Raw genomic sequence first — 25,778 nt, 5'->3', positions numbered from 1 at the left:
GTGCTGACACCGTGAGACAGAGGGCGGGCCCCCGGGCCCGCCCTTTCGCCTGCCCGCGGGTCAGATTTCCAGTGCCCGCAGCACCAGCCCCGACGCCGGCTTGGGGCCGAACGACGTCGACTTGCGCGGCATGGTCACGCCCTGCCGGGCCAGGTCGCGCACGACCTCCTCGCGGACGGGGTGCATCAGGATGGCAGTTCCGCCGTCGCGTTCCGCCTTCTCGACCGTCGTGGCCGTGTCGTGGATGTAGGCGATGTGGGCCGGGGAGTCCTCGGGGATGTGCCATACGTGGTCGAGGAGCGTGGCGTGCAGGACCGTGGCGTCCAGAGACCGCCAGGCGGCCGGGTGGTCCGTCGGGACCGTCCGGGCCAACAGTGTGGGGTCCGGGCGGTCGAGCAGGTGGAAAGCGCCGTCGCCGGCCAGTAGGAAGGCGTTGCCCGCACAGGAGGCGTCCGCCAACGCCTCCAGGGCCTCGGACAGCGGCACGTGGAGATGCCGCACTCGGAAGAGGCCCGCCACCGCGGCGAGTGCGTCCCCGACCGCCAGACCGTGCAGCAGTCGGTGGATAGCGCGGACGCGCAGCGGATAACGGGCGGTGTCGACCAGGAGGACCAGCCCGTGGTCCCACGGGCTGGGGGAGGGGTGCTCCGCACGCAGCAGGCGGTAGGTGGCCCAGCGGTGGTGGCCGTCGGCGATCAGGGCCTGCTGATGGGCCAGGTCGGACTGGACGATGGACACGTCGACGGGGTCGGTGACGGACCAGAGCCGGTGTTGGAAGCCGTCCTCGGTGGTCATGGCCAGCAGCGGAGCGCCCTGCGCCGTGCGCTCGACCACCTCGGCGGCTGTGCCGTCGCCCCGGTAGGTCAGCAGCAGCGGTTCCAGGTTCGCGCGCGTGGCCCGCATCAGCGCCGCGCGGTCCGCCACTACAGGTGGCATGACGTCCTCGTGCGGGAGCACTACTCCTTCCGCTGGATCCGAGACCCGCACCGTGCCGATGACGCCGCGCTGGAGCATGCCGGTCCCGTCCCGTTGCTCGTACACGTACAGACAGGGCTCGGGGTCGGCGGTGAGGATGCCCTCCTCCAGCCAGCGGCGAAGGGTGTCCGCCGCCTGCTCGGTGCCGGCACTGGGGGTGCCGGCCTGGGGCAGGATCAGACGGACGATGTTGTACGGGTCTGCCGACTGCAGGTGGTGCACCCCGTCGGGACGCACCACGACGTCGTACGGAGGAGAAGTGACGGACGCCAGGCTGCCGACCCGGTCGGGGTCGTAACGAAGACCTCGGAACGGGGTGAGTTCCAGGCCTCGGTGCGCCGTTGCTTCCGAGTGACCGGCAGTGTTCATCCCGGCATCGTACGTGGGCCGGTGGCGTGCGGGATGATCGGGGGAAGAGCAAGGGAACGAGGAGCGATGTGGACATGAGCCAGGGCGTCAGGACGAGGCCCGAGGGCAATGGGGAACCCCTGAGTGAGGCGTACGACACGGCGCTGCTGGACCTCGATGGGGTGGTGTACGCGGGCGGGCACGCGATCGTGTACGCGGTCGACTCGCTGGCGGTGGCGCGCAAGGGGGGGATGCACCTGGCGTACGTCACGAACAATGCGCTGCGCACCCCGGACACGGTGGCTGAGCACCTGACGGAGTTGGGCATACCGACAGCGGCGAAGGACGTCATCACCTCCGCACAGGCCGCCGCACGGCTGATCAGCGAGCAGGTGCCGACTGGTTCGCGGGTCCTGGTGATCGGTGGTGAGGGGCTGCGGGTGGCGCTGCGTGAGCGCGGCCTGGTGCCGGTGGAGTCGGCAGATGACGACCCGGCGGCGGTCGTGCAGGGATACGGCGGGCCCGGTCTGCGCTGGGCGCGGTTCGCCGAGGCTTCGTACGCCGTCGCGCGCGGCGTGCCGTGGTTCGCGTCCAACACCGATCTGACGATTCCGAGCGAGCGGGGCATCGCGCCGGGCAACGGAGCTGCCGTGGAGGTCGTGCGGATCGCGACCGGTGCTGAGCCGCAGGTGGCGGGCAAGCCGCTGCCTCCCATGCACCGGGAGACCATCATCCGTACCGGCGCGAAGCGGCCCCTCGTGGTCGGGGACCGGCTGGACACGGACATCGAGGGCGCGTTCAACGGCGGGGTCGACTCGCTGCTGGTGCTCACCGGTGTCACCGACGGGGCCCGGCTGCTCGCCGCGCGGCCACACCACCGGCCGACGTACGTGGACGCCGATCTGCGCGGGCTACTGACCGGGCAGCCGGAGGTCACCGAGGCGGGCGACGGCTTTTGGTGCGGGGGCTGGACCGCGATGGCCGGGGCGGACCAGCTGGAGCTGGAGGGCGACGGCGCGGCGATGGACGGGCTGCGGGCACTGTGCGCGGCGGCCTGGACGGCTGCCGGGGACGGTTCATGCCAGCTGGACGTGGAGAAGGCGCTGGCTCGGCTCGGGCTGTGACCGGGCCCGGTACCGGCGTTCGCGGGACCCCGGGGATCGATCATCCGAGCAAGGGTAGGCTAACCTAACCACGTGTTGGTTGACTGTCCTCCGGAACAGGGCGCAGAGAGCGCCGCCGCGCCCCCGGCCCGCCTGGCGGTGAGGGCCTTCGGGCTCCTGTTGTCCGTCGCGATGCTGGTCGTCGTCGCCCTGGCGAGCATCATGATCGGGGCCAAGGCACTTCCGTGGGGCCAGGTCTGGCACGGCCTGGTCCACGACACGGGCACGTACGGCGACGTCGTCGTGGACCAGCGGATCTCGCGCACCGTCCTCGGTCTGCTGGCCGGTGCCGCGCTCGGTCTCTCGGGCGCGGTGCTACAGGCGCTCACCCGTAATCCGCTGGCCGACCCCGGGCTGCTGGGCATCAACGCCGGTGCCTCCGCCGCCGTCGTGACGGCCACGACCTACTTCGGCGTCACCAGCCTCACCGGGTACGTGTGGTTCGCCTTCCTCGGGGCGGCGGCGGTCGGCGCCCTGGTGTGGTTCCTCGGCGGCAGCCGGGGCGCGACCCCGGTACGGCTCGCGCTCGCCGGTACGGCGGTCAGCGCTGCCCTCTACGGCTACCTCCAGGCCGTGATGATCACGGACGGCGCGGCGCTGGGCCGCATGCGTTTCTGGACGGTGGGTTCGTTGGCCTCGGCCACGAACTCGACCATCACCCAGGTGCTGCCCTTCCTCGCGGCCGGCACGGTCCTCGCGCTCGTCCTGGCCCGGCCGCTGAACGCCGTGGAACTCGGCGACGACACCGCCCGCGCGTTGGGCGCGCACCTCGACCGGATCCGCGCACTGGCCATGCTGGCTGCCACCGTCCTGTGCGGTGCCGCGACCGCCGCCTGCGGTCCCATCGTCTTCGTCGGCCTGATGGTCCCGCATCTCGTGCGTTCCATCACCGGCCCCGACCTGCGCTGGATCCTGCCCTACGCCATGGTCCTGTCGCCCGTGCTGCTGCTCGGCGCCGATGTCATCGGGCGGATCGTGGCCCGTCCTTCGGAGCTCCAGGCCGGCATCGTCACCGCGCTCATCGGCGGTCCGGTCTTCATCCTGCTCGTACGACGGCGGAGGACGGCCCAGCTGTGAGGCCCAGACGCGTGAGGCGAACCGTGTCCCCATCCATGCCCCGGCCGACGGGCCGGACCGCCCGGCGTGCCGTGCGTACCCCCACTGGCCTGTCGCTGCGTCTGGACGCCCGTGCGCTGGCCGTCGTCCTCCTGCTGGTGCTCGCCGCGGGTGCGGCGGCCGTGGCACTGATGGGCACGGGGGACGCAGAGATCCCGGCGGCCGACGTCCTGCGGACGCTCGTCGGTCACGGCTCCGCCTACCAGGACTTCATCGTCAACGAGCTACGGCTGCCGCGCGTCCTGGTGGGCCTATTGGTCGGCGCCTCCCTCGGTCTCGCCGGTGCGTTGTTCCAGGCCGTTTCCCGCAATCCGTTGGGCAGTCCGGACGTACTCGGACTCTCCCAGGGCTCCACGGCAGGCGCACTGGTCGTGATCGTGCTGATGTCCGGCAGCTCCGTCCAGGTGACTGCCGGTGCGCTGCTCGGCGGCCTGGCCACGGGGCTCGCCGTCTATCTGCTTGCCTGGCGGCGGGGCGTGCACGGGTACCGGCTGGTCCTGGTCGGTATCGGCGTCTCGGCGGTGGCAGCCGCGGTCAACGGCTATCTACTCACCCAGGCCGATCTGGTCGACGCGGCCCGCGCGGTGGTGTGGATGACCGGTTCGCTGGACGGCCGTGACTGGTCCCAGGTGTGGCCGCTGCTCGCCCTGTGCGCCGTCCTGGTCCCGCTGGTCCTCACCCATGCCCGCGGCTTGAGGATGACGGAGATGGGCGACGACGTCGCGCATGCCCTCGGCGTGCGCGTGCAGCGCGTCCGGCTGCTCATGGTGGTCTGTGCCGTGCTGCTCACGGCGGTCGCCACCGCTGCCGCCGGCCCCGTGGGCTTCGTCGCGCTCACCGCACCCCAGCTTGCCCGGCGCCTGACCCGTTCGCCGGGGCCGAACCTGGTGCCGTCCCTGTGCATGGGCGCGGTCCTGCTGGTCGTCGCCGACTGGTGCTCGCAGCGTGTGTTCGGAGCCGGCCAGTTGCCGGTGGGCGTGGTCACCGGCTTCCTGGGCGGCGGCTACCTGCTGTGGCTGCTGGTCGGCGAGCGCAGGGCCGGCCGGATGTGAACGGCTCGAACCAGACCCCCCGAAGGAGCACCATGAACCGCCTGTCCGCCGAGAACGTGACCCTCACCTACGACCGGAACGTGATCGCCGAGCGGATGTCGGTGGAGATCCCCGACAACTCCTTCACGGTGATCGTCGGCCCCAACGCGTGCGGGAAGTCGACACTCCTGCGGGCGCTGTCGCGGATGCTCAAGCCCAGCCGGGGCCAGGTGTTGCTGGACGGGCAGGCCATCCAGTCGATGCCCGCGAAGAAGGTCGCGCGGACACTGGGACTGCTGCCGCAGTCGTCCGTCGCGCCGGACGGCATCACGGTCGCCGATCTGGTCGGCCGGGGCCGCTACCCGCACCAGGGACTGCTGCGCCAGTGGTCCGTGGAGGACGAGCGCGTCGTGTGGGAGTCGATGCGGCAGACAGGGGTGGTCGACCTGGCCGACCGGTACGTGGACGAGCTGTCCGGCGGGCAGCGTCAGCGCGTGTGGATCGCCATGGCACTCGCTCAGCAGACCCCGCTGCTGCTGCTGGACGAGCCGACCACGTACCTCGACATCCAGCACCAGATCGACGTCCTCGACCTCTGTGCCGACCTGCACGAGTCCCGGGGCCGCACGCTGGTCGCCGTCCTGCACGACCTCAATCACGCGGCTCGCTACGCCACCCACCTCATCGCCCTGCGCGGTGGCGAGGTCGTCGCCGAGGGGAGCCCGGCCGACATCGTGACGGCCGGGCTGGTCGAGGAGGTGTTCGGGCTGCGCTGCCGGGTCATCGACGACCCGGAGACCGGGACTCCGCTGGTGGTGCCGGCCGCGCGCAAGGTGCGGGTCACAGCAGTTTCCTGAGCCGGAACAGGTCCAGCAGACCCGCCTCCAGCTTCACCCGGCCCCGGCCCCAGGCGGTCGCGAAGTTCAGCTCGCCGTCCACCAGGGCCAGCAGGTCATCACCGGTCATGGCGAGTCGGATCTGGGCCTTTGCCGGCGGAGGTCCGGGCTGGGCGCCGTCGACCTCGATCCGGCCGTCGGCCATCCGGCCCGCGAAGGTGACGTCCAGATCGGTGATGTGGCAGCTCACGGAGCGGTCCAGGGCTGCCGCCGCGCGGACTTCACCGTCGGCACCCTGCATGTTGTCCGAAAGTTTTCCCAGTGCGGCGCGGCACTCCTCGATCGTGGCCATCGCCATGACCGTACCGCAGCGGTTCGCGGTAGCGTCTGGGCATGAGCGACACAGTGCCGGAGAGCGAGGGCCTGCAGGGAGCGGCGGTCGAACCCGAGTACGATCCCGCCGAACCCGCCCCCCTGAACGTCCCGCGCACCCCCACCGGCCATGCCGAGGTCGATGTGCGTCTCGCGCGGTTGGCCGACGCCGACCACCTCGCCACCGACGGCCACGTCGAGGTGTACGAGGATGTACACAGGGGGCTGCGCGAGGCGCTCACCGCGCTCGACGCCCGCCCGGGACCTCCGGTTCCTGCCCGTCACCCGACCGTGGCCCCTCAATGAGACCCTCCGGGTCGCACCCATCGAACACCGTACGGGAACAGGAGCTGAACCGAACGTGGCAGGAGTCGCACGCCGCCGTCTGGACGCGGAGCTGGTCCGCCGGAAGCTCGCGCGCTCGCGCGAGCACGCCAGCCAGTTGATCAGCGCCGGGCGGGTCACCGTCGGCAAGACCGTGGCGACCAAGCCGGCCACCCAGGTGGAGACCGCCGCGGCCATCGTGGTCCGGGCCGACGACAGCGACCCGGACTACGTCTCCCGGGGCGGGCACAAGCTGGCCGGCGCGCTGTCGGTCTTCGTGCCGCAGGGGCTGGTGGTCGAGGGGCGGCGTGCGCTGGACGCCGGGGCGTCCACCGGCGGCTTCACCGACGTCCTGTTGCGTGCGGGGGTCGGGCACGTCGTCGCGGTGGACGTCGGCTACGGCCAACTCGCTTGGTCTCTGCAGAAGGATGAACGCGTCACCGTCAAGGACCGTACGAACGTACGCGAGTTGACGCTTGAGGCGATCGATGGGGAACCTGTGGATCTTGTCGTGGGCGATCTGTCCTTCATCCCGCTCGGGTTGGTGCTGCCTGCCCTGAAGCGGTGTGTGAAGCCGGACGCCGACCTGGTGATGATGGTCAAGCCGCAGTTCGAGGTGGGCAAGGAACGGCTCGGCAGCGGGGGTGTCGTGCGGAGTCCGCAGCTGCGGGCGGAGGCCGTGCGATCAGTGGCCGAGAAGGCCTGGGAACTGGGACTCGGGGTGCGTGGAGTCACCGCCAGTCCGTTGCCCGGCCCCTCCGGCAACGTCGAGTACTTCCTGTGGCTGCGATCCGGCGCCCCCCGCCTGGACCCGGCCGACGTCGACCGTGCAGTAGCGGAGGGGCCGCGTTGACACAGAACCTGGCACGCACTGTATTCCTGCTGGCCCACACCGGGCGGCCCGCCGCGATCCGCAGTGCGGAACTCGTGGTCAAGGGGCTGCTGCGGCACGGCATCGGGGTGCGGGTGCTGGAGGAGGAGGCGCGCGATCTGCCGCTGCCGGACGAGGTGGCCCTCGTCAAGGAGGCGACCCCGCAGTGCCTCGACGGATGCGAGCTGCTGATCGTGCTCGGCGGCGACGGCACGCTCCTGCGCGGGGCCGAGTTCGCGCGGGCCTCCGGGGTGCCCATGCTCGGCGTCAACCTGGGGCGCGTCGGGTTCCTCGCGGAGGCCGAGCGGGACGATCTCGACCGGGTCGTGGACCGGGTGGTGGCGCGGTCGTACGAGGTCGAGGAGCGGATGACCGTCGATGTCGTCGTCCACCGCAACGGGGACATCGTGCACACCGACTGGGCGCTCAACGAGGCGGCCGTGCAGAAGGCGGGTGCCGAGAAGCTGCTGGAAGTCGTGCTGGAGATCGACGGGCGGCCAGTGACGGGCTTCGGGTGCGACGGGGTCGTCCTGTCGACGCCGACCGGGTCGACGGCCTACGCCTTCTCCGCCGGGGGGCCTGTGGTGTGGCCCGAGGTGGAGGCGTTGCTGATGGTGCCGATCAGCGCACACGCGCTGTTCGCCAAGCCGTTGGTCACCTCGCCTGATTCCGTGCTCGCGGTGGAGGTTCTGCCCCACATCCCGCCGGGCGTGCTGTGGTGCGACGGACGGCGGACCGTCGAGTTGCCCCCGGGGGCCCGGGTGGAGGTGCGGCGGGGGGCGGTGCCGGTGCGCCTGGCCAGGTTGCACCACTCGTCCTTCACGGATCGGCTCGTGGCGAAGTTCGCGCTGCCCACGACCGGGTGGCGGGGAGCGCCCCATTAGCGCGAGGGCGTCCGACCGGCACGCCGGATGTCGCGACGGGGCGGACGGTGCCCGATGCGGCACTAGCTCTCCCGGGTGACATAGGCGGGCCATGTGCGCTCTTCGCCCCGGACCTCGTATGGTCTGTTCCGTGTTGGAGGAGATGCGGATACGGTCGCTCGGGGTCATCGACGACGCCGTCGTCGAGTTGTCGCCGGGGTTCACCGCCGTCACCGGTGAGACGGGTGCGGGCAAGACCATGGTGGTCACCAGCCTGGGACTGCTGCTCGGCGGACGGGCGGACCCGGCGCTGGTGCGGATCGGGGCCGGGAAGGCAGTCGTGGAGGGGCGGATCGCCGTTCCTGCGGACGCCTCCGCCGCCGTGCGCGCCGAGGAGGCCGGGGCCGAGCTGGACGACGGGTCCCTGCTGATCAGCCGCACCGTCTCCGCCGAGGGCCGCTCCCGCGCACACCTGGGCGGGCGCAGTGTGCCCGTGGGGCTGCTCGCCGAACTGGCCGACGACCTGGTGGCCGTGCACGGGCAGACCGACCAGCAGGGATTGCTGAAACTGTCCCGGCAGCGGCAGGCGCTGGACCGGTACGCGGGGCACGCGGTCACCGTGCCGCTCACCAAGTACGCCGAGGCCTACCGGCGGCTGCGGGCCGTCTCCGCCGAGCTGGCGGAGATCACCACGCGCGCGCGTGAGCGGGCACAGGAAGCCGGCATGCTGCGGTACGGGCTCGACGAGATCGCCGCCGTGGAGCCACGGGCGGGCGAGGACCTGGAACTGGCCGAGGAGGCGGAGCGGCTGGGGCACGCCGAGGCCCTTGCGTCCGCCGCCACGGCCGCGCACGCCGCCCTGGCGGGCAATCCCGAGGATCCCGAGGGAATCGACGCCTCGACCCTCGTCGCGGGCGCCCACCGTGCCCTGGAGGCCGTGCGGTCGCACGATCCGGCGTTGGCCGCGCTCGCCGACCGGATCGGGGAGATCGGGATCCTGCTCGGCGACGTGGCGGGTGAGCTGGCGGGGTACGCCGACGGTCTCGACGCCGATCCGCTGCGGTTGGCCGCCGTGGAGGAGCGGCGGGCCACGCTGGGCGCCCTCACCCGCAAGTACGGCGACGACGTGGGTGCCGTCCTCGCCTGGGCCGAGCAGAGCGCGTCACGGCTCACCGAGTTGGACGGCGACGACGGGCGGATCGCGGAACTGACCGCCGAGCGGGATGCGCTCCGCGCCGAACTGGGCGGGCTCGCCCAGGCGTTGACGGATGCCCGGACGGAGGCCGCCGCACGGTTCGCGGCCGCCGTGACGGCCGAACTGGCCTCGCTGGCGATGCCCCACGCGCGCGTCTCGTTCGACATCCGGCAGACCGAGGACCCGGAGGGCGTCGAGGTCGGCGGGCGTACGGTCGCGTACGGCCCGTCGGGCGCCGACGAGGTCGAACTGCTGCTCGCACCGCACCCGGGTGCCCCCGCGCGGCCCGTGGCCAAGGGCGCCTCCGGTGGTGAGCTGTCCCGCGTGATGCTGGCCGTGGAGGTTGTGTTCGCCGGTACCGATCCCGTGCCGACGTACCTGTTCGACGAGGTCGACGCCGGTGTCGGCGGCAAGGCCGCGGTCGAGATCGGGCGGCGCCTGGCGAAGCTCGCGAAGACCGCGCAGGTCGTGGTGGTGACCCACCTGCCCCAGGTCGCCGCGTTCGCCGACCGCCAGCTGCTGGTGGAGAAGACCCATGACGGGTCCGTCACCCGGTCCGGCGTGAAGGCCCTGGAGGGCGAGGAACGCGTCCGCGAACTGTCCCGCATGTTGGCCGGCCAGGAGGACTCCGAGACGGCCCGCGCCCACGCGGAGGAACTACTGGCGACCGCCCGGAGGGACGTGTGAGGGCTCGAACCGGCACCTGGGTGCTCGCCGCCGCTGTTGCCCGCGCGGGCATGGCAGTCCTGCGTGCCAAGCCGCCCGGTGGTCCCGCGGGTTGGGAGCGGAAGAACTATGCCGGACAAACCGTTGAGCTGTACGCGGCGCCCGCGGTCGCCGCGGCTGCGGCGGTCGCCGCAGCCCGGGTCCACCCCGGCGCCGGGCTCGCCGTGCTGGCCGCCGGGATCTGCGGGGCGTACGACGACCTCAACGGAGACCACCGGCGTGGCTTCCGGGAGCACCTCAGGGCACTGCGGGAGGGGGAAGTGACCAGTGGCGCGGTGAAGTTGTTCGGGATTTCCGCTGCGGGACTGGTCGCGGGTGCCCTGATGAAGGAACGGCCGGTCGACAAGGTGCTGGCCGGTGTCGTGATCGCCGGGGCGGCGCATTTCGTCAATCTCGTCGACGTACGCCCCGGGCGGGCCGCCGGCGTCGTGCTCGCGCTCGGGGCACCGGGACTGCTGAGGAAGGGACCGGCGGCCGAGTTGTCCGCCGCCGCCGTGGGCGCCGCGGCGGCCGTGCTGCCCGACGACCTGGGGGAGCGTGTGATGATCGGGGACACGGGGGCACACGCTCTCGGCGCGGCGCTGGGCGCCGCCGTCGCAGCCGGCTACGGATGCCCCCGCTCGGGCGCAGCCGAGAGCGCCGGAGGGCGCGCGGGGCTGCTTGCGCACGCCGTCGCCGTCGTGGCCGCGGCCGTGTACGGGGACCGGGTGACCGGGCAGGCGCGGGCGCTGTGAGTAGGTGACCCGCCGATACACCATCCTGCACCGTTCGGCCGTAGCAGGGTTTCGTTCACCCGTGTGGGTGACGTGCTCCGGCGCATTGCCCCGGCCCGCCGAACCGTGCGCCCTCCCGGTTTCCCAGAACGGCCGTGCGGCCTGGCATGCTTGGTGGGGAAAGCGGGCGCGCGGCGGACCTTGACGGTGCGCGCCGCAGGTTCGCGAGGTATGTCCTTCCACCCCGCTCAGCCCGCTACCTTCTGTACGTTCCCTCGTGACCGCCCCACGCCGAACCAGGAGCCCCGGCCCCGTGAGCCCTGTGAGCCCCGTGAGCAGCAACGCACCGCACGGCCAGTGGCCGCTGCGCACCGTGCAGGTGCTGGGCGGAGGCAATGCCGGCAGCAGTGCGCACGTGCGCTCGCTCGCCGGGGGACTCGTGGCGAGGGGCGTGCGGGTGACCGTGTGCGCCCCTGCCGAAGCCGACCGTGCCTACGACTTCACCGGGGCCGGCGCCGAGCACGTGCACGTGCCGCGCAGCAGCGACCCGGCCTCGGTGGCCGCGCTCCGGGCGGCTTGCGCGAGCGCCGACCTGGTGCACGCGCACGGCCTGCACGCTTCCTTCCGTACCGTGCTCGCACTCAGCGGACACAGCACCCCGTTGGTGGTCACCTGGCACAACCGGTCACGTGCCGAGGGCGCCCGGGCGCATCTGCTGCGGCTGCTGGAGCGGCGGGTGGTGAAGACGGCGTCCGTGATGCTGGGCACCAGCTCCGATCTGGTGGACCGGGCACGGCAGACCGGGGCGCGGGACGCCCGGCTCGCTGCTGTGGGCCTGCCGGGACAGGGCCGGTCTCCCGATCATGAGGACCCTGATCGGCCGCGCCCCAAGGTGCGGGCCGAACTCGGCAGCACCGGACGCCCGTTGCTCATCGCCGTCGGCTCCCTCGACCGGTACCGCGGCTACGACGTACTGCTCGACGCGGCTCGGGCCTGGCGGGACCTGGACCCGGTGCCGCTGGTCGTGGTCGCGGGGGAGGGGCCGCTGCGGTCAGTGCTGCAGCGGCGTATCGCGGACGAGGACCTCCCGGTACGGCTCATCGGGCACCACGACGATGTGCCCGAACTGCTCGCGGCTGCCGACCTGGCGCTGCTGACCAGCAGTTGGGAATCACGGTCGGTGTTCGCCCAGGAAGCCCTGTACGCGGGCGTCCCGCTTGTCGCGACCCGTGTCGGCGGCATCCCGGACCTCGTCGGCGACGCGGCCGAACTTCTTCCGTACGGTGACGCGGAGGCGCTCGCGGACGCCGTTGTACGGCTGCTGGCGGATCCGGAGCGTCGGGAACTGCTCCGGGAGCGCGGTGTGCGGCAGGCTGCCGGCTGGCCGACGGAGGACGAGACGGTTGCCCAAGTGCTCAGCATCTACGATGAGTTGACCCAGCCCCGCCCCTTGGCTTAGGGCCGTGGCAGGTAGCGTTTGCCCGACAGCGAGCAGCGTTTGGTGCGTGCTCGGAGGGTCACCCGGCCGGAGGTTGGGGGAGCGTCGGCCAAAAGTCCTCGTACGGGACGTGCGTGGGTTGTCGGGCGGCGAGGCGCGCGCACCGGGCATGGTGGCGGGGCGGACGCTACCTGCCGTGGCCCCTAGGGGACGTGGCGGCGGGCGCGGAGAGCCAGGCTCAACGCCAGCACCGTCTGTGGGTCGTCGAGGTCGGTGCCGAGCAACTCCCCGATGCGGGCGAGGCGATTGTACAGGGTCTGCCGGTTGAGGTGCAGCTCACGGGCGGTCTCCGCCTTGCGGCCGGCGTGCGCCAGATAGACCTCCAGTGTCGGCAGCAGCGGTGGCTTGGAGCGGCGGTCGTGCTCGCGCAGCGGGCCGATCGCACGGTCCACGAAGGCCGAGAGGTCCGGGTGGTCGCGCAGCCGCCACAGCAGTAGGTCGATGTCCAGGCGGCGGGCGTCGTACCAGGCCTGGTCGGTCAGTCCCTGCGCCGCCGTCGCCGTTTCCGCCGCGTGCCGCAGCCCGGCCGAGGCTGCCGCCCAGCCGCCCGCGACCCCGACGACCACGACCGGCGGCGGAGAGCCCGGCCGCCGCATGCCGGCCCGTTCCACCCCGGCCCGCAGCGCCGCTGCCACCCGGTCCGCGACCGAGGGGCGCTCCGACTCCGAGCGCAGGCCCAGCAGCACCAGCACCCGGCCCTCCACGGGGCGCACGCCCAGCAGCATCGGCACCCCCACCGCGGCCAGTTCCTCGGAGACCGCCCGCGCCAGCACCGCCCAGCCCCCGCCGGGGGACAGGGTGTCCCCGACCCGCATCACCACGGGCAGCAGCGGGCCGTCACCGGGCTTGAAGCCGAGAACCCGGGCCTGTGCGGGGGCGTCCTCCGCCGTGATGCGGCCCTCGGCGAGGTCGGTGAGGAAGTCGCCGCGCCCGCGGGCCGCCAGTTCCTCCTCCTGCCGGGCCTGCATCAGCACTACGGCCAGGATGCCCGCGGCACGCTCGGCGGCCATCCGGTGCACCGGCGCCAGCGGTGCGCGGACCGGCAACAGCACCAGCCTGGCGCGCACCGAGCCCGCCGTGCCGGGGCCGCCGCCGGGCACGTCCACCAGGACCGACCCGGCGGGCGGAGGGGCGTCCTTGTGCGGGCCGCGCAGCCCCTCCCACACCTGCAGCGGGTCTGCGCCCTCGGGGCCTTCCCCGGCCGCGTACAGCAGCCGTCCGCCGGGTGTCTCAAGGAACACGGGGTTATCCCCGAAGTCGGCCAGGATCCCCAGTACCTGCGGCACGCCACCGCCACCCAGCAGGGCCTCGGTGCAGCGCCGGTGCACCTCCTCCGCCCGCTGCAACAGCGCGTAGTGACCGTTGACGATCTCGGTGTGGATCTCCTCGGTCACCGTGACGAACGGCACTTCGCGGTGCAACTGGACCAGTGGCAGGCCGGCGCTGCGGGCGGTGTCCACCAGAGCGGCGGGCAGCCGGGTGAAGCGCGGGCCCAGCTCCACCACCAGCGCGGCGATCCCGCGGTCGGCGAGCGTCCGGACGAACGCCCGCTGCTCGGCCGGCCGGGTGCCCAGACCGTAGCCCGTGGTGAGCAGCAGTTCGCCGCCCTTGAGCAGGGAGGCGATGTTCGGCACCTCGCCCGCGTGCACCCAGCGCACGGTGCGCCCCAGCCGGTCGGCGCCCGCCAGGATCTCCGGCAGCCCGCTGCGCAGGCCGGGCAGCTCCAGTGCCTGCTGGACGGTGATCCCGGCGCCCTGGGTGTCGAATCGGTTGTCCGTACGGCTGTCCATGCAGCGGACGCTACCTGCGCGGACACCGGAAGGACATCTTCGGACTACACCGGCCTGATGTTGTGGTTGAAGCGGAACACGTTGTCCGGGTCGTACCGCCGCTTCACCTTCTCCAGGCGCAGGGCGTTGCCGGCGCCCAGGCCCGCCCGTACCCGGTCGGGGCCCTCGTCGCCGATGAAATTGAGGTAGACGTCACCTGTGCTCCACGGCTGGACATCGGCGCGTACCGCTCGCACCCAGGCGATCGCCCGCTCGTCGTCGGCCGGGTCCTCCCAGATGCCGAACGGGTGCACCGCCCAGGAAGCATCCCGGTACGGCACCGGATACTCGTGCGGCCCGGCGGCGATCGCCCCGCCCTGCGGGAACAGCACGTGCTGCGTTCCGGTCGGCACCGGCATGCTGTCCGCCCGCGCGCAGAAAACGTCCACGAGATCATCGGGTAGTCCGGCCAGATACTCGACCGACCAGTAGTTCCGCATCCCCGGCGGATCGTCGATCATGCACTGCACGTCGGCGTAGGGCATGTCACCGGCCAACTCCACCTCGTGCGCCAGCGCGAGTAGTGGTTCAGCGAGCTTGCGCAGGTCGTCTTCGCCACCCGCATAGGTCAGCAGGGCGGTGCACAGCAGCCGGCCCACCAGCTCCGGCGGCACGAACTCCTCGGGCGGGCCCGTCATGTACAGCACACCACCGCTCACCTCGTCCGGTCCGGTCCGGATGATCTCGCGGAAGGTACGGATCACCTCCGGTCCGAACTGCGGCAGGTACATCAGCAGGACGATGGAGAACTCCGGTAGTTCGTGCAGCTGCAGGGTGAGCGCGGTGGCGACGCCGAAGTTGCCGCCCCCGCCGTGCAGGGCCCAGAACAGCTCGGGGTTCTCATCGGGGTTCGCGTGTACCCGCTCGGCGTCGGCGGTCACCAGCTCCACACCGAGGAGGTTGTCGACGGCGAGGCCGAAGGCCCGGTCCAGCCAGCCGGTGCCACCGCCGAGGACGAAGCCGCCCACGCCGGTGGTGGAGGCCCGCCCGCCAGTGGTCGCGAGACCGTAGGGCTGGGTGGCCCGGTCCAGATGACTCATCGTGGCGCCGCCCTCGACCCGGACCGCCTCGGCGGCCGGGTCGACGGTCACCTTGTGCATCCGGCGCAGGTCCACCACGAGGGCGCCGTCGCCCAGGGCCGTCCCGGCCACGCTGTGTCCGCCACCGCGCACCGCGATGTGCAGGTCCAGTTCTCTGCCGAAGCGAATGGCACGGACCACATCGGGCACGTCCGCGCACTGGGCGATCACGGCCGGCCGCCGGTCGATCATCGCGTTGAAGACGGTACGGGCCTCGTCGTAACCGGCGTCCCCCGCGGCGAACACCTCGCCGACCAGATCCTCACGCAGCGCGGCGAGTGCCGCGCCCGCCTTCGAGAGGGAAGCCATGGCCGCCCCCTTTCGAAAAAACGGGGCAATTGTCCGTTCCAGACTAGACAGGGGTGGCCCTCATGTTCATCCGGTCACGTACGGGTTCTCGCACAGGTGTCTCCCGTGGGGATGCGACGGTCCAACCGGCGGACTCCGGTCCGGAGCACCACGGCCGCCCGCCGGGCAGCGCCGCGCGACACGGGAGACGGGAACCCGCAGAGGCTCAGCCGCCGTAGGCCCCGGAAGCCGTCAACCGCAGCGCGGTGTCGATCAGCGGAACGTGGCTGAAGGCCTGTGGGAAGTTGCCGACCTGGCGCTGCAGACCCGGGTCCCATTCCTCGGCGAGCAGACCGAGGTCGTTGCGGAGTGCCAGGAGCCTCTCGAAGAGCTTCCGGGCCTCGTCCACCCGGCCGATCATCGCCAGGTCGTCCGCCATCCAGAACGAGCAGGCCAGGAAGGCGCCCTCGTCGCCGGGCAGGCCGTCCACGCCCGCGCTTTCGCCTTCCGTCGGGTAGCGCAGGATGAACCCGTCCGGAGTGGACAGTTCGCGCTGGATCGCCTCGATGGTGCCGATCACCCGCTTGTCGTCCGGGGGCAGGAAGCCCATCTGGGGGATGAGCAGCAGTGAGGCGTCCAGTTCCCGCGAGCCGTAGGACTGGGTGAAGGTGTTGCGCTCCTTGTCGTAGCCCTTCTCGCACACGTCCCGGTGGATGTCGTCGCGCAGTTCCTTCCAGCGTTCCAGCGGGCCGTCTGCGTCACCGGACTCGATCAGCTTGATGGTGCGGTCCACCGCGACCCAGGCCATCACCTTGGAGTGCACGAAGTGCCGGCGTGGCCCGCGCACCTCCCAGATGCCCTCGTCCGGCTCCTGCCAGTGGTCCTCCAGGTAGCGGATCAGCTTCAGCTGGAGCAGGGCGGCGTAGTCGTTGCGGGCGAGACCGGTCATGTGCGCCAGGTGCAGGGCCTCGGTGACCTCGCCGTACACGTCCAGCTGAAGCTGGTGCGCGGCGCCGTTGCCGACCCGGACCGGAGCGGAGTCCTCGTAGCCTGGCAGCCAGTCCAGTTCCGCCTCGCCCAGCTCACGCTCGCCGGCGATGCCGTACATGATCTGCAGGTTCTCCGGGTCGCCGGCGACCGCTCGCAGCAGCCACTCGCGCCAGGCGCGGGCCTCCTCGCGGTAGCCGGTGCGCAGCAGCGAGGACAGGGTGATCGCCGCGTCCCGCAGCCATGTGTAGCGGTAGTCCCAGTTGCGGACACCACCGATGTCCTCGGGGAGGGAGGTGGTGGGTGCTGCGACGATGCCGCCGGTCGGGGCATACGTCAAGGCCTTGAGGGTGATCAGCGAGCGGATCACCGCTTCGCGGTACGGTCCGTGGTACGTGCAGTGCTCCACCCACTCGCGCCAGAACTCCTCCGTCGCCTCCAACGACGCATCCGGCTCCGGAAGCGGCGGCGCCTCCTTGTGCGAGGGCTGCCACGAGATGGTGAACGCGATCTGGTCACCGGGTGCGACGGTGAAGTCGGCGTAGGTCGTCAGCGACTTGCCGTAGGTCTCGGTCTCCGTGTCGAACCACACCGAGTCGGGCCCGGCGACAGCCACCGTGCGGCCCTCGCTCTTGTGTACCCACGGCACGACCCGGCCGTAGGAGAACCGCATCCTGAGCGCCGAGCGCATCGGCACCCGCCCGGTGACGCCCTCCACGACCCGGATCAGCTGCGGGGCGCCGTCGCGCGGGGGCATGAAATCGGTCACGCGCACCGTGCCGCGCGGGGTGTCCCACTCGGACTCCAGGATCAGCGAGTCGCCGCGGTAGCTGCGCCGGGCGGCCGCGGGGGGTTCGGCGTCGGCGGCGTGCGCCGGGCCGAGCCGCCAGAAACCGTGTTCCTCGGTGCCCAGCAGGCCGGCGAAGATGGCGTGCGAGTCGAAGCGGGGCAGGCACAGCCAGTCCACCGTGCCATCCCGGCAGACCAGTGCGGCGGTCTGCATGTCTCCGATGAGTGCGTAGTCTTCGATGCGCCCGGCCACGTGCAACTCCAGTCGAACGGCCACGTCACCCCCGCGCAGGGGGCTGTCGCTAGTGCGGTCAAGGGGTCGTTGTTATGCGTCGTTGAGCGGTGAAGCAAAGCAGTCCGCCGAGCCCTGAGGCAAAACGACAGTCTTTGCTCAACGAACTGCCGCGCTCTCGTTGTTCCGGGTGATGTTGGCGGGGGTGTGCCGTCGTTCCGGCCGGGCTTGGCAGTGAGTGTCCGAGCAGGATACGACGCACGTAGATGATCTGCGTGCCGCTCCGGGCAACCCGTGTGGGCCGAACGAGTGAGCAGCGGGTGAGAGCCGTGCGGCCGGAGCGTGTCTGTGCTGGCCCGTATGGTGAGCCGTACCGTGCCTGGTCGGGCGCGGAGCGTGGCCGGAAGCCATCTCCTCCAGGCGCTGATACCCTGGTAGCCCGTGGACGGTGGGCCTGAAACCCCCGAACCGCAGCGACGGCGCCTCCCCCGGGAAGCAACAGGCAGCGTCCGGGCCGGCAGCCGCACCGCACGACAGATCGCGACCACGGGAGCCCCCTCTTGGCCATGCCGCCCGCTGCTTTTCGAAACAGCACAGCCACGACGACCAAGCACATCTTCGTCACCGGGGGCGTCGCCTCCTCGCTCGGCAAGGGCCTCACCGCCTCCAGCCTGGGCATGCTGCTCAAGGCCCGCGGCCTGCGCGTGGTGATGCAGAAGCTCGATCCCTACCTGAACGTCGACCCGGGCACGATGAACCCCTTCCAGCACGGTGAGGTGTTCGTCACCAATGACGGCGCCGAGACCGACCTGGACATCGGCCACTACGAGCGCTTCCTCGACCGTGATCTGGACGGCTCCGCCAACGTCACCACCGGTCAGGTGTACTCGACCGTGATCGCCAAGGAGCGGCGCGGTGAGTACCTGGGCGACACGGTGCAGGTCATCCCGCACATCACCAACGAGATCAAGCACCGCATCCGCCGTATGGCCACCGACGAGGTGGACGTCGTGATCACGGAGGTCGGCGGCACGGTCGGTGACATCGAGTCGCTGCCGTTCTTGGAGACCGTCCGCCAGGTCCGCCACGAGGTCGGCCGGGACAACGTCTTCGTCGTGCACATCTCGCTGCTGCCCTACATCGGCCCGTCGGGTGAGCTGAAGACCAAGCCGACCCAGCATTCGGTGGCCGCACTGCGCAACATCGGCATCCAGCCCGATGCGATCGTGCTGCGCTGCGACCGCGAGGTCCCCACCGCCATCAAGCGCAAGATCTCCCTGATGTGCGACGTCGACGAGGCCGCGGTCGTCGCTTGCCCCGATGCCCGTTCGATCTACGACATCCCGAAGGTCGTGCACACCGAGGGCCTGGACGCTTATGTGGTGCGCAAGCTGGACCTGCCCTTCCGGGACGTGGACTGGACGACCTGGGACGACCTGCTCGACCGCGTCCACAAACCCGATCACGAGATCACCCTCGCCCTGGTCGGCAAGTACATCGACCTGCCCGACGCCTATCTGTCGGTCACCGAGGCGCTGCGCGCGGGCGGCTTCGCCAACCGCGCCCGGGTGAAGATCAAGTGGGTGACGTCGGACGACTGCAAGACCCCGGCCGGTGCCAAGGCCCAGCTGTCCGACGTCGACGGCATCTGCATCCCGGGCGGCTTCGGTGACCGCGGTGTGCTCGGCAAGGTCGGCGCCATCCGCTACGCCCGTGAGAACAAGATCCCGCTGCTCGGTCTCTGCCTGGGGCTGCAGTGCATCGTGATCGAGGCCGCGCGTCACCTGGCCGACATCTCGGATGCCAACTCCACCGAGTTCGACCCGGCCACCGCCCACCCGGTCATCTCCACCATGGCCGAGCAACTGGACATCGTCGCCGGTGAGGGTGACATGGGTGGCACCATGCGGCTCGGCATGTACCCGGCCAAGCTGGCCGAGGGCTCCATCGTCCGTGAGGTGTACGACGGCAAGGAGTATGTCGAGGAGCGGCACCGTCACCGCTACGAGGTGAACAACTCCTACCGTGCGGAGTTGGAGAAGAAGGCCGGCATCATCTTCTCGGGCACCTCGCCGGACGGCAAGCTCGTCGAGTACGTCGAGTACCCGCGCGACGTCCACCCCTACCTGGTCGCCACGCAGGCGCACCCGGAACTGCGCTCGCGGCCGACGCGTCCGCACCCGCTGTTCGCCGGGCTGGTGAAGGCCGCGGTCGAGCGGAAGATCTCCGAGTAGCGCATCAGTTGTACGGTGACCGGGGTGCCTACCTCTCCGTAGGGGGCACCCCGGTCTTTGCCGGCCGGTCGGTTGAACGCGTGTGGAGGGACAGGGCATGACGATCAAGGACACGCCGCAGGAGTGGGAGATCCGGGCGACGGAGACCCCCTTCACGGGCAACAAGACCTCCGTCCGCACCGACGACGTGGTCATGCCCGACGGCTCGGTGGTCCGCCGCGACTACCAGGTCCACCCCGGCTCGGTGGCCGTCCTCGCGCTGGACGAGGAGGACCGGGTCCTGCTGATCAACCAGTACCGGCACCCGGTACGGCACAAGCTGTGGGAGATTCCGGCCGGCCTGCTCGACGTCCCCGGTGAGAACCCGCTGCACGCGGCCCAGCGGGAGCTGTACGAGGAGGCACACGTCAAGGCCGAGGACTGGCGGGTACTGACCGATGTCTACACCACTCCCGGTGGTTGCGACGAGGCCGTACGGATCTTCCTCGCCCGCGATCTCTCCGAAGCCGAGGGGGAGCGCTTCCAGGCGGAGCACGAGGAGACCGACCTGCAGTACGCGCGCGTGCCGGCCGATGAACTGGTGCGCCGGGTGCTCGCCGGCGACGTGCACAACAACTGCTTGGTCGTCGGGATTCTCTCGTTGGTCGCGGCCCGTGGCGGCGACGGACTCGACACGCTGCGGCAGGCGGACGCGCCATGGCCCGCCCGCCCCTTCGCCTCTTGATCCCTGTACTCGCGTGCATTGGTGTGACGATCCGCTGATCCGATCGGGGGACCCGCCCGTCGTGCTCGTCCCGGAACGTCGCAGAGCGTGAACTAGGCTCTTGACAGCCCGTTTGGAAGATCCGGCGGGCTTGCGCGCGCGTGTTGGACGGGAGTGTGGCCCGTGACGGATCAGGCGGTGGACACAGGCGAGGCGCGGCTGTCCGTGCACCCGGCCGCGGAGAACCGATTCCTGGGCCGGACGCGGGAGTTGAAGGCCTTGCGCGCCGACATCGAGCGTGCGGGCCTGGACACGCTCTCCGGCCGCAAGGCACCGCGCGCACGTGTCCTGCTCATTGCGGGCCGCCCAGGCTCCGGCCGGACCACGCTCGCCGAGGAGCTCGTACGGCAGGTCGCCGACGGTTACCCGGACGGGGTGCTGCGGGCCCGGCTCAGCGAGCCCGATGGCACCCCCGTCCCGGTGGAGCGCACCGCCCGCGAGCTGCTGACCGCACTGGAGCTGCCGGTCCCGGCCGGCGCCGCCGAGGACGACCTGACCGCGGCGCTGCGCGCCGCCCTCGCCGACCGTCGGATGCTGCTGTTGCTGGACGATGCGCCCGGCGCCGAGCAGGTCGACGCGCTGCTCCCGGACGCCCCGGGCTGCCTGGTGGTGGCCGTCTCCAGCGGACCGCTCACCGGTATCGCCGACGTCCGCCCCTGCACCCTCGGAGGCCTCGACACCAAGTCCGCGGTGGAACTCCTCACCCGCTTCACCGGCTCGGTCCGCATCACCGTCGACCCGCGTTCGGCCGAAAGCCTTGCCGAGGCCTGCCAGGGCCACCCGGCAGCGCTCGTCCTGGCCGGCGGCTGGCTCGCCGCCCGCCCGCAGGCCGCCGTCTCCGACCTCGCCAAACGGCTGCACGCCGACACCGACGACGGCACCCCGCTCGCCCGCGTCCTGCGGCTCGCGTACGGCCGGCTGTCCGGCCCGGCGGCCCGGACCCTGCGGCTGCTCTCCCTCGCCCCGGCCGGTCTGGTCGATCCGCATACCGCCTCGGCCCTCGCCGGCTGCTCGGTCGGCAGCGCCCGCGCCACCCTGGACGACTTCGTCGCCCTCGGTCTGCTGCGCCCGGTGGACTCCCCGCTGCCCCAGTACGAGGTCCCCGGCTGCTTGCACCCGCTGCTGCGTGCGCTGGCCGAGGGCCAGGAGCGGCCCGCGGAGTTGCAGCTGGCCCGGGCCCGGATGCTGGAGCGGACGGTACGGCTGCTGCAGTCGTGCCGGGCGATCACCGAGACGGACAGCCCGCAGACCCGGGAGAAACTGAGCGCGATGCCTCACGAGGCGCGCTTCCCCAGCCCGCGGGCGGCTGCCGACTGGCTACGCCTCAGGCGGCCCGCCCTGCTGGCGTCCGCGCGGCTGGCGGTGGCTGACGGAGAGCTGGACACCCTCGCCCGCAGGCTGATGTCCCAGCTGGTCAGGGCGATGGCGGCGCATGTCGGCACCCAGGCCGCCGCACCCGACCTGTATGGCGTCCACGGGCTCGTCCTCGACGTCGCCGAGCGGCGGGGGCTGCCCCGGGAGAAGGCTGCGGCCCTGCTGAACCTGGGTGATCTGGACGCCCAGACCGGCCGCACCCGGGACGCGCTGGCCCGTTACCGGGCCGCGCTGGACGCCGGGCGGGAGGCGGACGACCCGTATGCGACCGGCCGAGCGATGGAATCCGTAGGCGGCGCTTACCAGGAACTGGGCGACTACGACCGGGCCGCCGACTGGTTCGGCCGCGCCCTTGCCGACCGGCTGGCCCGGGGGGAGCACGAGCAGGCCGCCCGGCTGTACGGCCGGATCGCCACCGCCCACACCTACGCGGGGCACTACGGAGCGGGTCTGCGCAACTGGCGGGCCGCCGTCGCCGGCTACCGCAGGATCGGCGATGTCGCGGCCCACGCGCGGGCGTTGAGTGAACTGGCCCGGGTCCAGGAGTACGCGGGCCGGCCAGAGGAGTCACTGCAGACCTGTCAGGAGGCGGCGGAGTGGGCGCGGCGCGCCGACGACGTCCGGTTGCAGGCCGCGCTCCAGCTGCGGCTGGCCGACACCCTGGAGCATCTCGGTGACCCCGCTGCCGCCCGCCTGCACCGCTCGGCGGCCGAGCGCATGCTGGGTGAGGAGCCGGCGGAGGAGGACACGAGCTTGGAACAAGCCGCTGATCCCTGCGAAATCCGCAGTGCATCCGGTGAAGATTGATGCAATGAAAGGCTAGACAGGCGGAACACCTTCATTAGACTGGCTCTGCCGCACGTTCTCCTGCGGTGTCTCCCGGTGTGCCCCCGCACGCCTGGGTATGTCATGCGACGCCCCCCATACCCCCTGAGCCAAGGACCGTGATCGACGTGAAGGTCGGCATCCCCCGCGAGGTCAAGAACAACGAGTTCCGGGTGGCCATCACCCCCGCCGGTGTGCACGAGCTGGTGCGCAACGGCCACCAGGTCGTCATCGAGCGGGGTGCTGGCCTCGGCTCCTCGATCACGGACGCCGAGTACGTGGCTGCCGGCGCCGGGATCCTAGAGACGGCGGACGAGGTCTGGGCCTCCGCCGACCTGCTGCTGAAGGTCAAGGAGCCCATCGCGGAGGAGTACCACCGCCTCCGCAAGGACCAGACCCTCTTCACCTACCTGCACCTGGCCGCCTCCAAGGAGTGCACGGACGCGCTGCTGGAGTCCGGCACCACGGCCATCGCCTACGAGACCGTCGAGCTGCCCAGCCGTGCGCTGCCGCTGCTCGCCCCGATGTCCGAGGTCGCGGGTCGTCTGGCTCCGCAGGTCGGCGCCTACCACCTGATGCGCGCGGCAGGCGGTCGCGGTGTGCTGCCGGGCGGTGTCCCGGGTGTGACCCCGGCCAAGTGCGTCGTCATCGGCGGCGGTGTGTCCGGATGGAACGCCACCCAGATCGCCGTCGGCATGGGCTTCGACGTGACCCTGCTGGACCGGGACATCAACAAGCTCCGCGAAGCCGACAAGATCTTCGGTACGAAGGTCAAGGCGATCATGTCCAACTCCTTCGAGCTGGAGAAGGCCGTCCTCGATGCCGACCTCGTCATCGGTGCCGTCCTCATCCCGGGTGCCAAGGCCCCGAAGCTGGTCACCAATGAGCTGGTGTCCCGCATGAAGCCCGGAAGTGTCCTTGTCGATATCGCGATCGACCAGGGCGGCTGCTTCGAGGACTCCCGCCCCACCACGCACGCCGAGCCGACCTTCCAGGTCCACAACTCGGTCTTCTACTGCGTGGCCAACATGCCCGGCGCGGTGCCCAACACCTCCACCAACGCGCTCACCAACGCGACCCTGCCGTACATCGTCTCGTTGGCCAACAATGGCTGGGTGGAGGCGCTGCGCCGTGACCCCGCTCTCGCCAAGGGGCTCAACACTCATGACGGCAAGGTCGTTTACCGGGAGGTCGCCGAGGCCCACGGTCTGGACCACCTTGAGCTGGACTCGCTGCTCGGCTGACCTGCCTGACCTGGTGAGTCGTTAAGTCACCTGCAGGTAAAAGGCGATTCGTCAACACGCCTCGTCAACACTGTGCGCCCGGCCGGACCTTGCCCGACAAGGTCCGGCCGGATGTGTGTATGGTCACTTTGCGACTCTCGGCCAACTCGCCTCGAACGTAACCCTTCGACCGATTCGCGCACCGGGGAAACCTGCTGTGCGACGGCCGTACGCCCTTGACAGAGGGATGTTTCATTGCCGACACATCCTGCCGGGTCCGGCGGATTGTGTTGCTGCGGACCGCCGACACGCCATAGAGTCGCCAACCGTCGGCATGGTGCCACGCTGACCTTGTCTAGAAGTTCCCTGGTCACCAAGGAGGTAAGACGACTTGTGAATGAGTCGACATTTTCTCCCGGGGGTGGTCAACCAGGAATGCCCGCACGGGGCCAGGGCCCCGCGGGATTCGAGGCTGTCGGCTCCGTCGCTGTGCGCACCTTCGCAGCCCACCAGAGTTCCGGTCCGCAGACGGACCGGACAGCACACCAGAGCATGGATGGCCATCACGTGAACGCCATGGCCGGCGACGGAAGTGGCGCGCCCCACAACCACTTCGCCGACTACGACGAACTGCCCGACGGGCACTTCTACGACCCCGACGCCGAGTACGAGCCCGACCCGGAGTACGCGGCCACGCTTGCGCCCGACGCAGCGCGTCAGCGCCGCGAGCGCATCGGCCCGACCGGACGTCCGCTGCCCTACTTCCCGATCCCGGGCCCGCTGACCGACCACGGACCCGCGAAGATCATCGCGATGTGCAACCAGAAGGGGGGCGTCGGCAAGACGACGTCGACCATCAATCTGGGTGCCGCGCTCGCGGAGTACGGCCGGCGCGTGCTGCTCGTGGACTTCGACCCGCAGGGCGCGCTGTCGGTGGGTCTCGGTGTCAATCCGATGGAGCTCGACCTCACCGTCTACAACCTGCTTATGGAGCGGGGCATGTCCGCGGACGAGGTCCTGCTGAAGACGGCGGTCCCCAACATGGATCTGCTGCCCAGCAACATCGACCTGTCGGCCGCCGAGGTCCAGTTGGTCTCCGAGGTCGCGCGTGAGTCGACGCTGCAGCGGGCGCTGAAGCCGCTGATGCCCGACTACGACTACATCGTGATCGACTGCCAGCCCTCGCTCGGCCTGCTTACCGTGAACGCGCTGACTGCCGCGCACAAGGTCATCGTGCCGCTGGAGTGCGAGTTCTTCGCCCTGCGCGGTGTGGCCCTGCTGACCGAGACCATCGAGAAGGTCCAGGAGCGGCTCAACCCCGAGCTGGAACTGGACGGCATCCTCGCCACGATGTACGACTCGCGCACCGTGCACAGCCGTGAGGTGCTCGCGCGTGTCGTCGAGGCGTTCGACGACCACGTCTACCACACGGTCATCGGGCGCACGGTTCGCTTCCCGGAGACCACGGTCGCCGGTGAGCCGATCACCACCTACGCCTCCAACTCCGTCGGTGCCGCCGCCTACCGCCAGCTCGCCAGGGAGGTGCTCGCCCGGTGTCACGCCGAGTGAGTCTGCCCGGGGCCGACGAACTGTTCCGCACGACAGGGGGGATGGCACTCCAGCCGTCCACGCCCCGCCGCGCGGCCAACGGTGAGGCCCGGGTGCCGGCTCCCGCGGGGGAGAGCGACGAGACGGCCGCTACCGAGGACGCACCGCAGTCGGTGCCCGTCCAGGGCGGTGACGGAGAGGGCGCGGAGCACGTCGCCGCGGAGGCCGGGCCGGCCGAAGCCGGTGCGTCCCGCACCCGCCCGGCGCGCCGGCAGACGGCGCAGGAAGGTTCGGCCGCCCCCGCTCAGCCGCGCAAACGGGGAAGAGCTGCGGCCCGGCGGCCCAGCGGGCGTGAGCGGCATGACGAGAAGATCACGGTGTACGTGTCGGCCGAAGAGCTGATGGACCTCGAACACGCCCGTCTGGTGCTCCGTGGCGAGCACGGACTGGCGGTGGACCGCGGGCGCATCGTCCGCGAGGCGGTGGCCGTGGTCCTGGCCGATCTTGAGTCCCGCGGGGACGCGAGCATCCTGGTCCGGCGGCTGCGCGGTCGGTAGTCGGCCTCGCGGGCGGTAA

21 protein-coding genes are annotated in these 25,778 nt (G+C 71.2%); 16 read left to right on the top strand and 5 right to left on the bottom strand.

All coding sequences use genetic code 11. The features are described 5' to 3' along the window. Positions 1-60: 60 nt before the first annotated feature. The gene (locus LK06_RS05800) at positions 61-1,344 is read right to left on the bottom strand and encodes a DUF1015 domain-containing protein (protein WP_039651630.1); all 1,284 of its coding nucleotides are present in this window, start codon (positions 1,342-1,344) and stop codon (positions 61-63) included. Between the two features lie 74 nt (positions 1,345-1,418). On the opposite strand from LK06_RS05800, the gene LK06_RS05795 reads away from it, so the two are divergent. The 4 genes from LK06_RS05795 (at position 1,419) to LK06_RS05780 (ending at position 5,490) form a co-directional block, all read left to right on the top strand. After that, positions 1,419-2,447 (top strand): HAD hydrolase-like protein, encoded by a 1,029-nt coding sequence (locus LK06_RS05795; RefSeq protein WP_043433186.1) that lies wholly within the window; start codon positions 1,419-1,421, stop codon positions 2,445-2,447. A gap of 72 nt (positions 2,448-2,519) precedes the next feature. After that, positions 2,520-3,563 carry a FecCD family ABC transporter permease gene (locus tag LK06_RS05790; RefSeq protein ID WP_039651634.1) on the top strand — a complete coding sequence of 348 codons (1,044 nt, stop codon included), beginning with the start codon at positions 2,520-2,522 and terminating at the stop codon, positions 3,561-3,563. A 35-nt stretch (positions 3,564-3,598) separates the two neighbouring features. Beyond that, a complete protein-coding gene (locus tag LK06_RS05785) occupies positions 3,599-4,654 on the top strand; it encodes a FecCD family ABC transporter permease (RefSeq protein ID WP_039651635.1) in 1,056 nt (351 codons plus the stop codon). A 32-nt stretch (positions 4,655-4,686) separates the two neighbouring features. Further along, positions 4,687-5,490: an ABC transporter ATP-binding protein gene (locus tag LK06_RS05780; protein WP_039651636.1), complete on the top strand. Its 804-nt coding sequence runs from the start codon at positions 4,687-4,689 to the stop codon at positions 5,488-5,490. Here LK06_RS05780 and LK06_RS05775 read toward each other — a convergent pair. Continuing rightward, complete coding sequence (locus LK06_RS05775) at positions 5,474-5,821, bottom strand: SCP2 sterol-binding domain-containing protein (protein ID WP_039651768.1); 348 nt, start codon at positions 5,819-5,821, stop codon at positions 5,474-5,476. The two genes, LK06_RS05780 and LK06_RS05775, sit on opposite strands and share 17 nt — an antisense overlap. Before the next feature lie 41 nt (positions 5,822-5,862). Between LK06_RS05775 and LK06_RS05770 the strand changes: the two genes are divergently transcribed. The 6 genes from LK06_RS05770 (at position 5,863) to LK06_RS05745 (ending at position 11,992) form a co-directional block, all read left to right on the top strand. Then, positions 5,863-6,147: a hypothetical protein gene (locus tag LK06_RS05770; RefSeq protein ID WP_039651638.1), complete on the top strand. Its 285-nt coding sequence runs from the start codon at positions 5,863-5,865 to the stop codon at positions 6,145-6,147. Between the two features lie 55 nt (positions 6,148-6,202). Next, positions 6,203-7,018, top strand: coding sequence for a TlyA family RNA methyltransferase (locus LK06_RS05765; protein WP_039651640.1), 816 nt, complete (start codon positions 6,203-6,205; stop codon positions 7,016-7,018). Then, positions 7,015-7,920 carry an NAD kinase gene (locus LK06_RS05760; RefSeq protein ID WP_039651641.1) on the top strand — a complete coding sequence of 302 codons (906 nt, stop codon included), beginning with the start codon at positions 7,015-7,017 and terminating at the stop codon, positions 7,918-7,920. Before LK06_RS05765 ends, LK06_RS05760 begins: the two co-directional genes overlap by 4 nt. A 118-nt stretch (positions 7,921-8,038) precedes the next feature. Beyond that, positions 8,039-9,781, top strand: coding sequence for a DNA repair protein RecN (recN, locus tag LK06_RS05755; protein WP_174673811.1), 1,743 nt, complete (start codon positions 8,039-8,041; stop codon positions 9,779-9,781). A 50-nt stretch (positions 9,782-9,831) separates the two neighbouring features. After that, the gene (locus LK06_RS05750) at positions 9,832-10,554 is read left to right on the top strand and encodes a hypothetical protein (RefSeq protein ID WP_052269871.1); all 723 of its coding nucleotides are present in this window, start codon (positions 9,832-9,834) and stop codon (positions 10,552-10,554) included. A gap of 301 nt (positions 10,555-10,855) precedes the next feature. Continuing rightward, positions 10,856-11,992: a glycosyltransferase family 4 protein gene (locus tag LK06_RS05745; protein ID WP_039651645.1), complete on the top strand. Its 1,137-nt coding sequence runs from the start codon at positions 10,856-10,858 to the stop codon at positions 11,990-11,992. A gap of 182 nt (positions 11,993-12,174) precedes the next feature. Here LK06_RS05745 and LK06_RS05740 read toward each other — a convergent pair whose 3' ends face one another. The 3 genes from LK06_RS05740 to LK06_RS05730 all read right to left on the bottom strand — a co-directional run bounded on the left by LK06_RS05740 (position 12,175) and on the right by LK06_RS05730 (position 17,256). Next, the gene (locus LK06_RS05740) at positions 12,175-13,821 is read right to left on the bottom strand and encodes a PucR family transcriptional regulator (RefSeq protein WP_039651646.1); all 1,647 of its coding nucleotides are present in this window, start codon (positions 13,819-13,821) and stop codon (positions 12,175-12,177) included. A gap of 44 nt (positions 13,822-13,865) precedes the next feature. Beyond that, a complete protein-coding gene (locus LK06_RS05735; RefSeq protein ID WP_043433188.1) occupies positions 13,866-15,248 on the bottom strand; it encodes an FAD-binding oxidoreductase in 1,383 nt (460 codons plus the stop codon). 205 nt (positions 15,249-15,453) lie between these two features. Beyond that, complete coding sequence (locus LK06_RS05730; RefSeq protein ID WP_039651649.1) at positions 15,454-17,256, bottom strand: glycoside hydrolase family 15 protein; 1,803 nt, start codon at positions 17,254-17,256, stop codon at positions 15,454-15,456. Between the two features lie 545 nt (positions 17,257-17,801). On the opposite strand from LK06_RS05730, the gene LK06_RS05720 reads away from it, so the two are divergent. From LK06_RS05720 to LK06_RS05695, 6 genes are all read left to right on the top strand, one after another. Continuing rightward, a complete protein-coding gene (locus tag LK06_RS05720; RefSeq protein ID WP_039651650.1) occupies positions 17,802-19,469 on the top strand; it encodes a CTP synthase in 1,668 nt (555 codons plus the stop codon). Positions 19,470-19,566: 97 nt separating this feature from the next. Next, the gene (locus LK06_RS05715; protein ID WP_039651651.1) at positions 19,567-20,193 is read left to right on the top strand and encodes an NUDIX domain-containing protein; all 627 of its coding nucleotides are present in this window, start codon (positions 19,567-19,569) and stop codon (positions 20,191-20,193) included. A 162-nt stretch (positions 20,194-20,355) separates the two neighbouring features. Then, on the top strand, positions 20,356-22,413 hold the full coding sequence (locus LK06_RS05710; RefSeq protein WP_039651653.1) for a tetratricopeptide repeat protein: 2,058 nt from the start codon (positions 20,356-20,358) through the stop codon (positions 22,411-22,413). Between the two features lie 137 nt (positions 22,414-22,550). Continuing rightward, complete coding sequence (gene ald / locus LK06_RS05705; RefSeq protein ID WP_039651654.1) at positions 22,551-23,675, top strand: alanine dehydrogenase; 1,125 nt, start codon at positions 22,551-22,553, stop codon at positions 23,673-23,675. 414 nt (positions 23,676-24,089) lie between these two features. Next, positions 24,090-25,223 carry a ParA family protein gene (locus LK06_RS05700; protein WP_039651656.1) on the top strand — a complete coding sequence of 378 codons (1,134 nt, stop codon included), beginning with the start codon at positions 24,090-24,092 and terminating at the stop codon, positions 25,221-25,223. After that, positions 25,208-25,759 carry a hypothetical protein gene (locus tag LK06_RS05695; RefSeq protein ID WP_039651657.1) on the top strand — a complete coding sequence of 184 codons (552 nt, stop codon included), beginning with the start codon at positions 25,208-25,210 and terminating at the stop codon, positions 25,757-25,759. The genes LK06_RS05700 and LK06_RS05695 overlap by 16 nt, the downstream gene beginning before the upstream one ends. The last annotated feature ends 19 nt before the right edge of the window (positions 25,760-25,778 follow it).

It is taken from the genome of Streptomyces pluripotens, from assembly GCF_000802245.2.
In the GTDB taxonomy this organism is placed as follows: domain Bacteria; phylum Actinomycetota; class Actinomycetes; order Streptomycetales; family Streptomycetaceae; genus Streptomyces; species Streptomyces pluripotens.
This window is presented reverse-complemented; position numbering and strand designations above follow the sequence as displayed.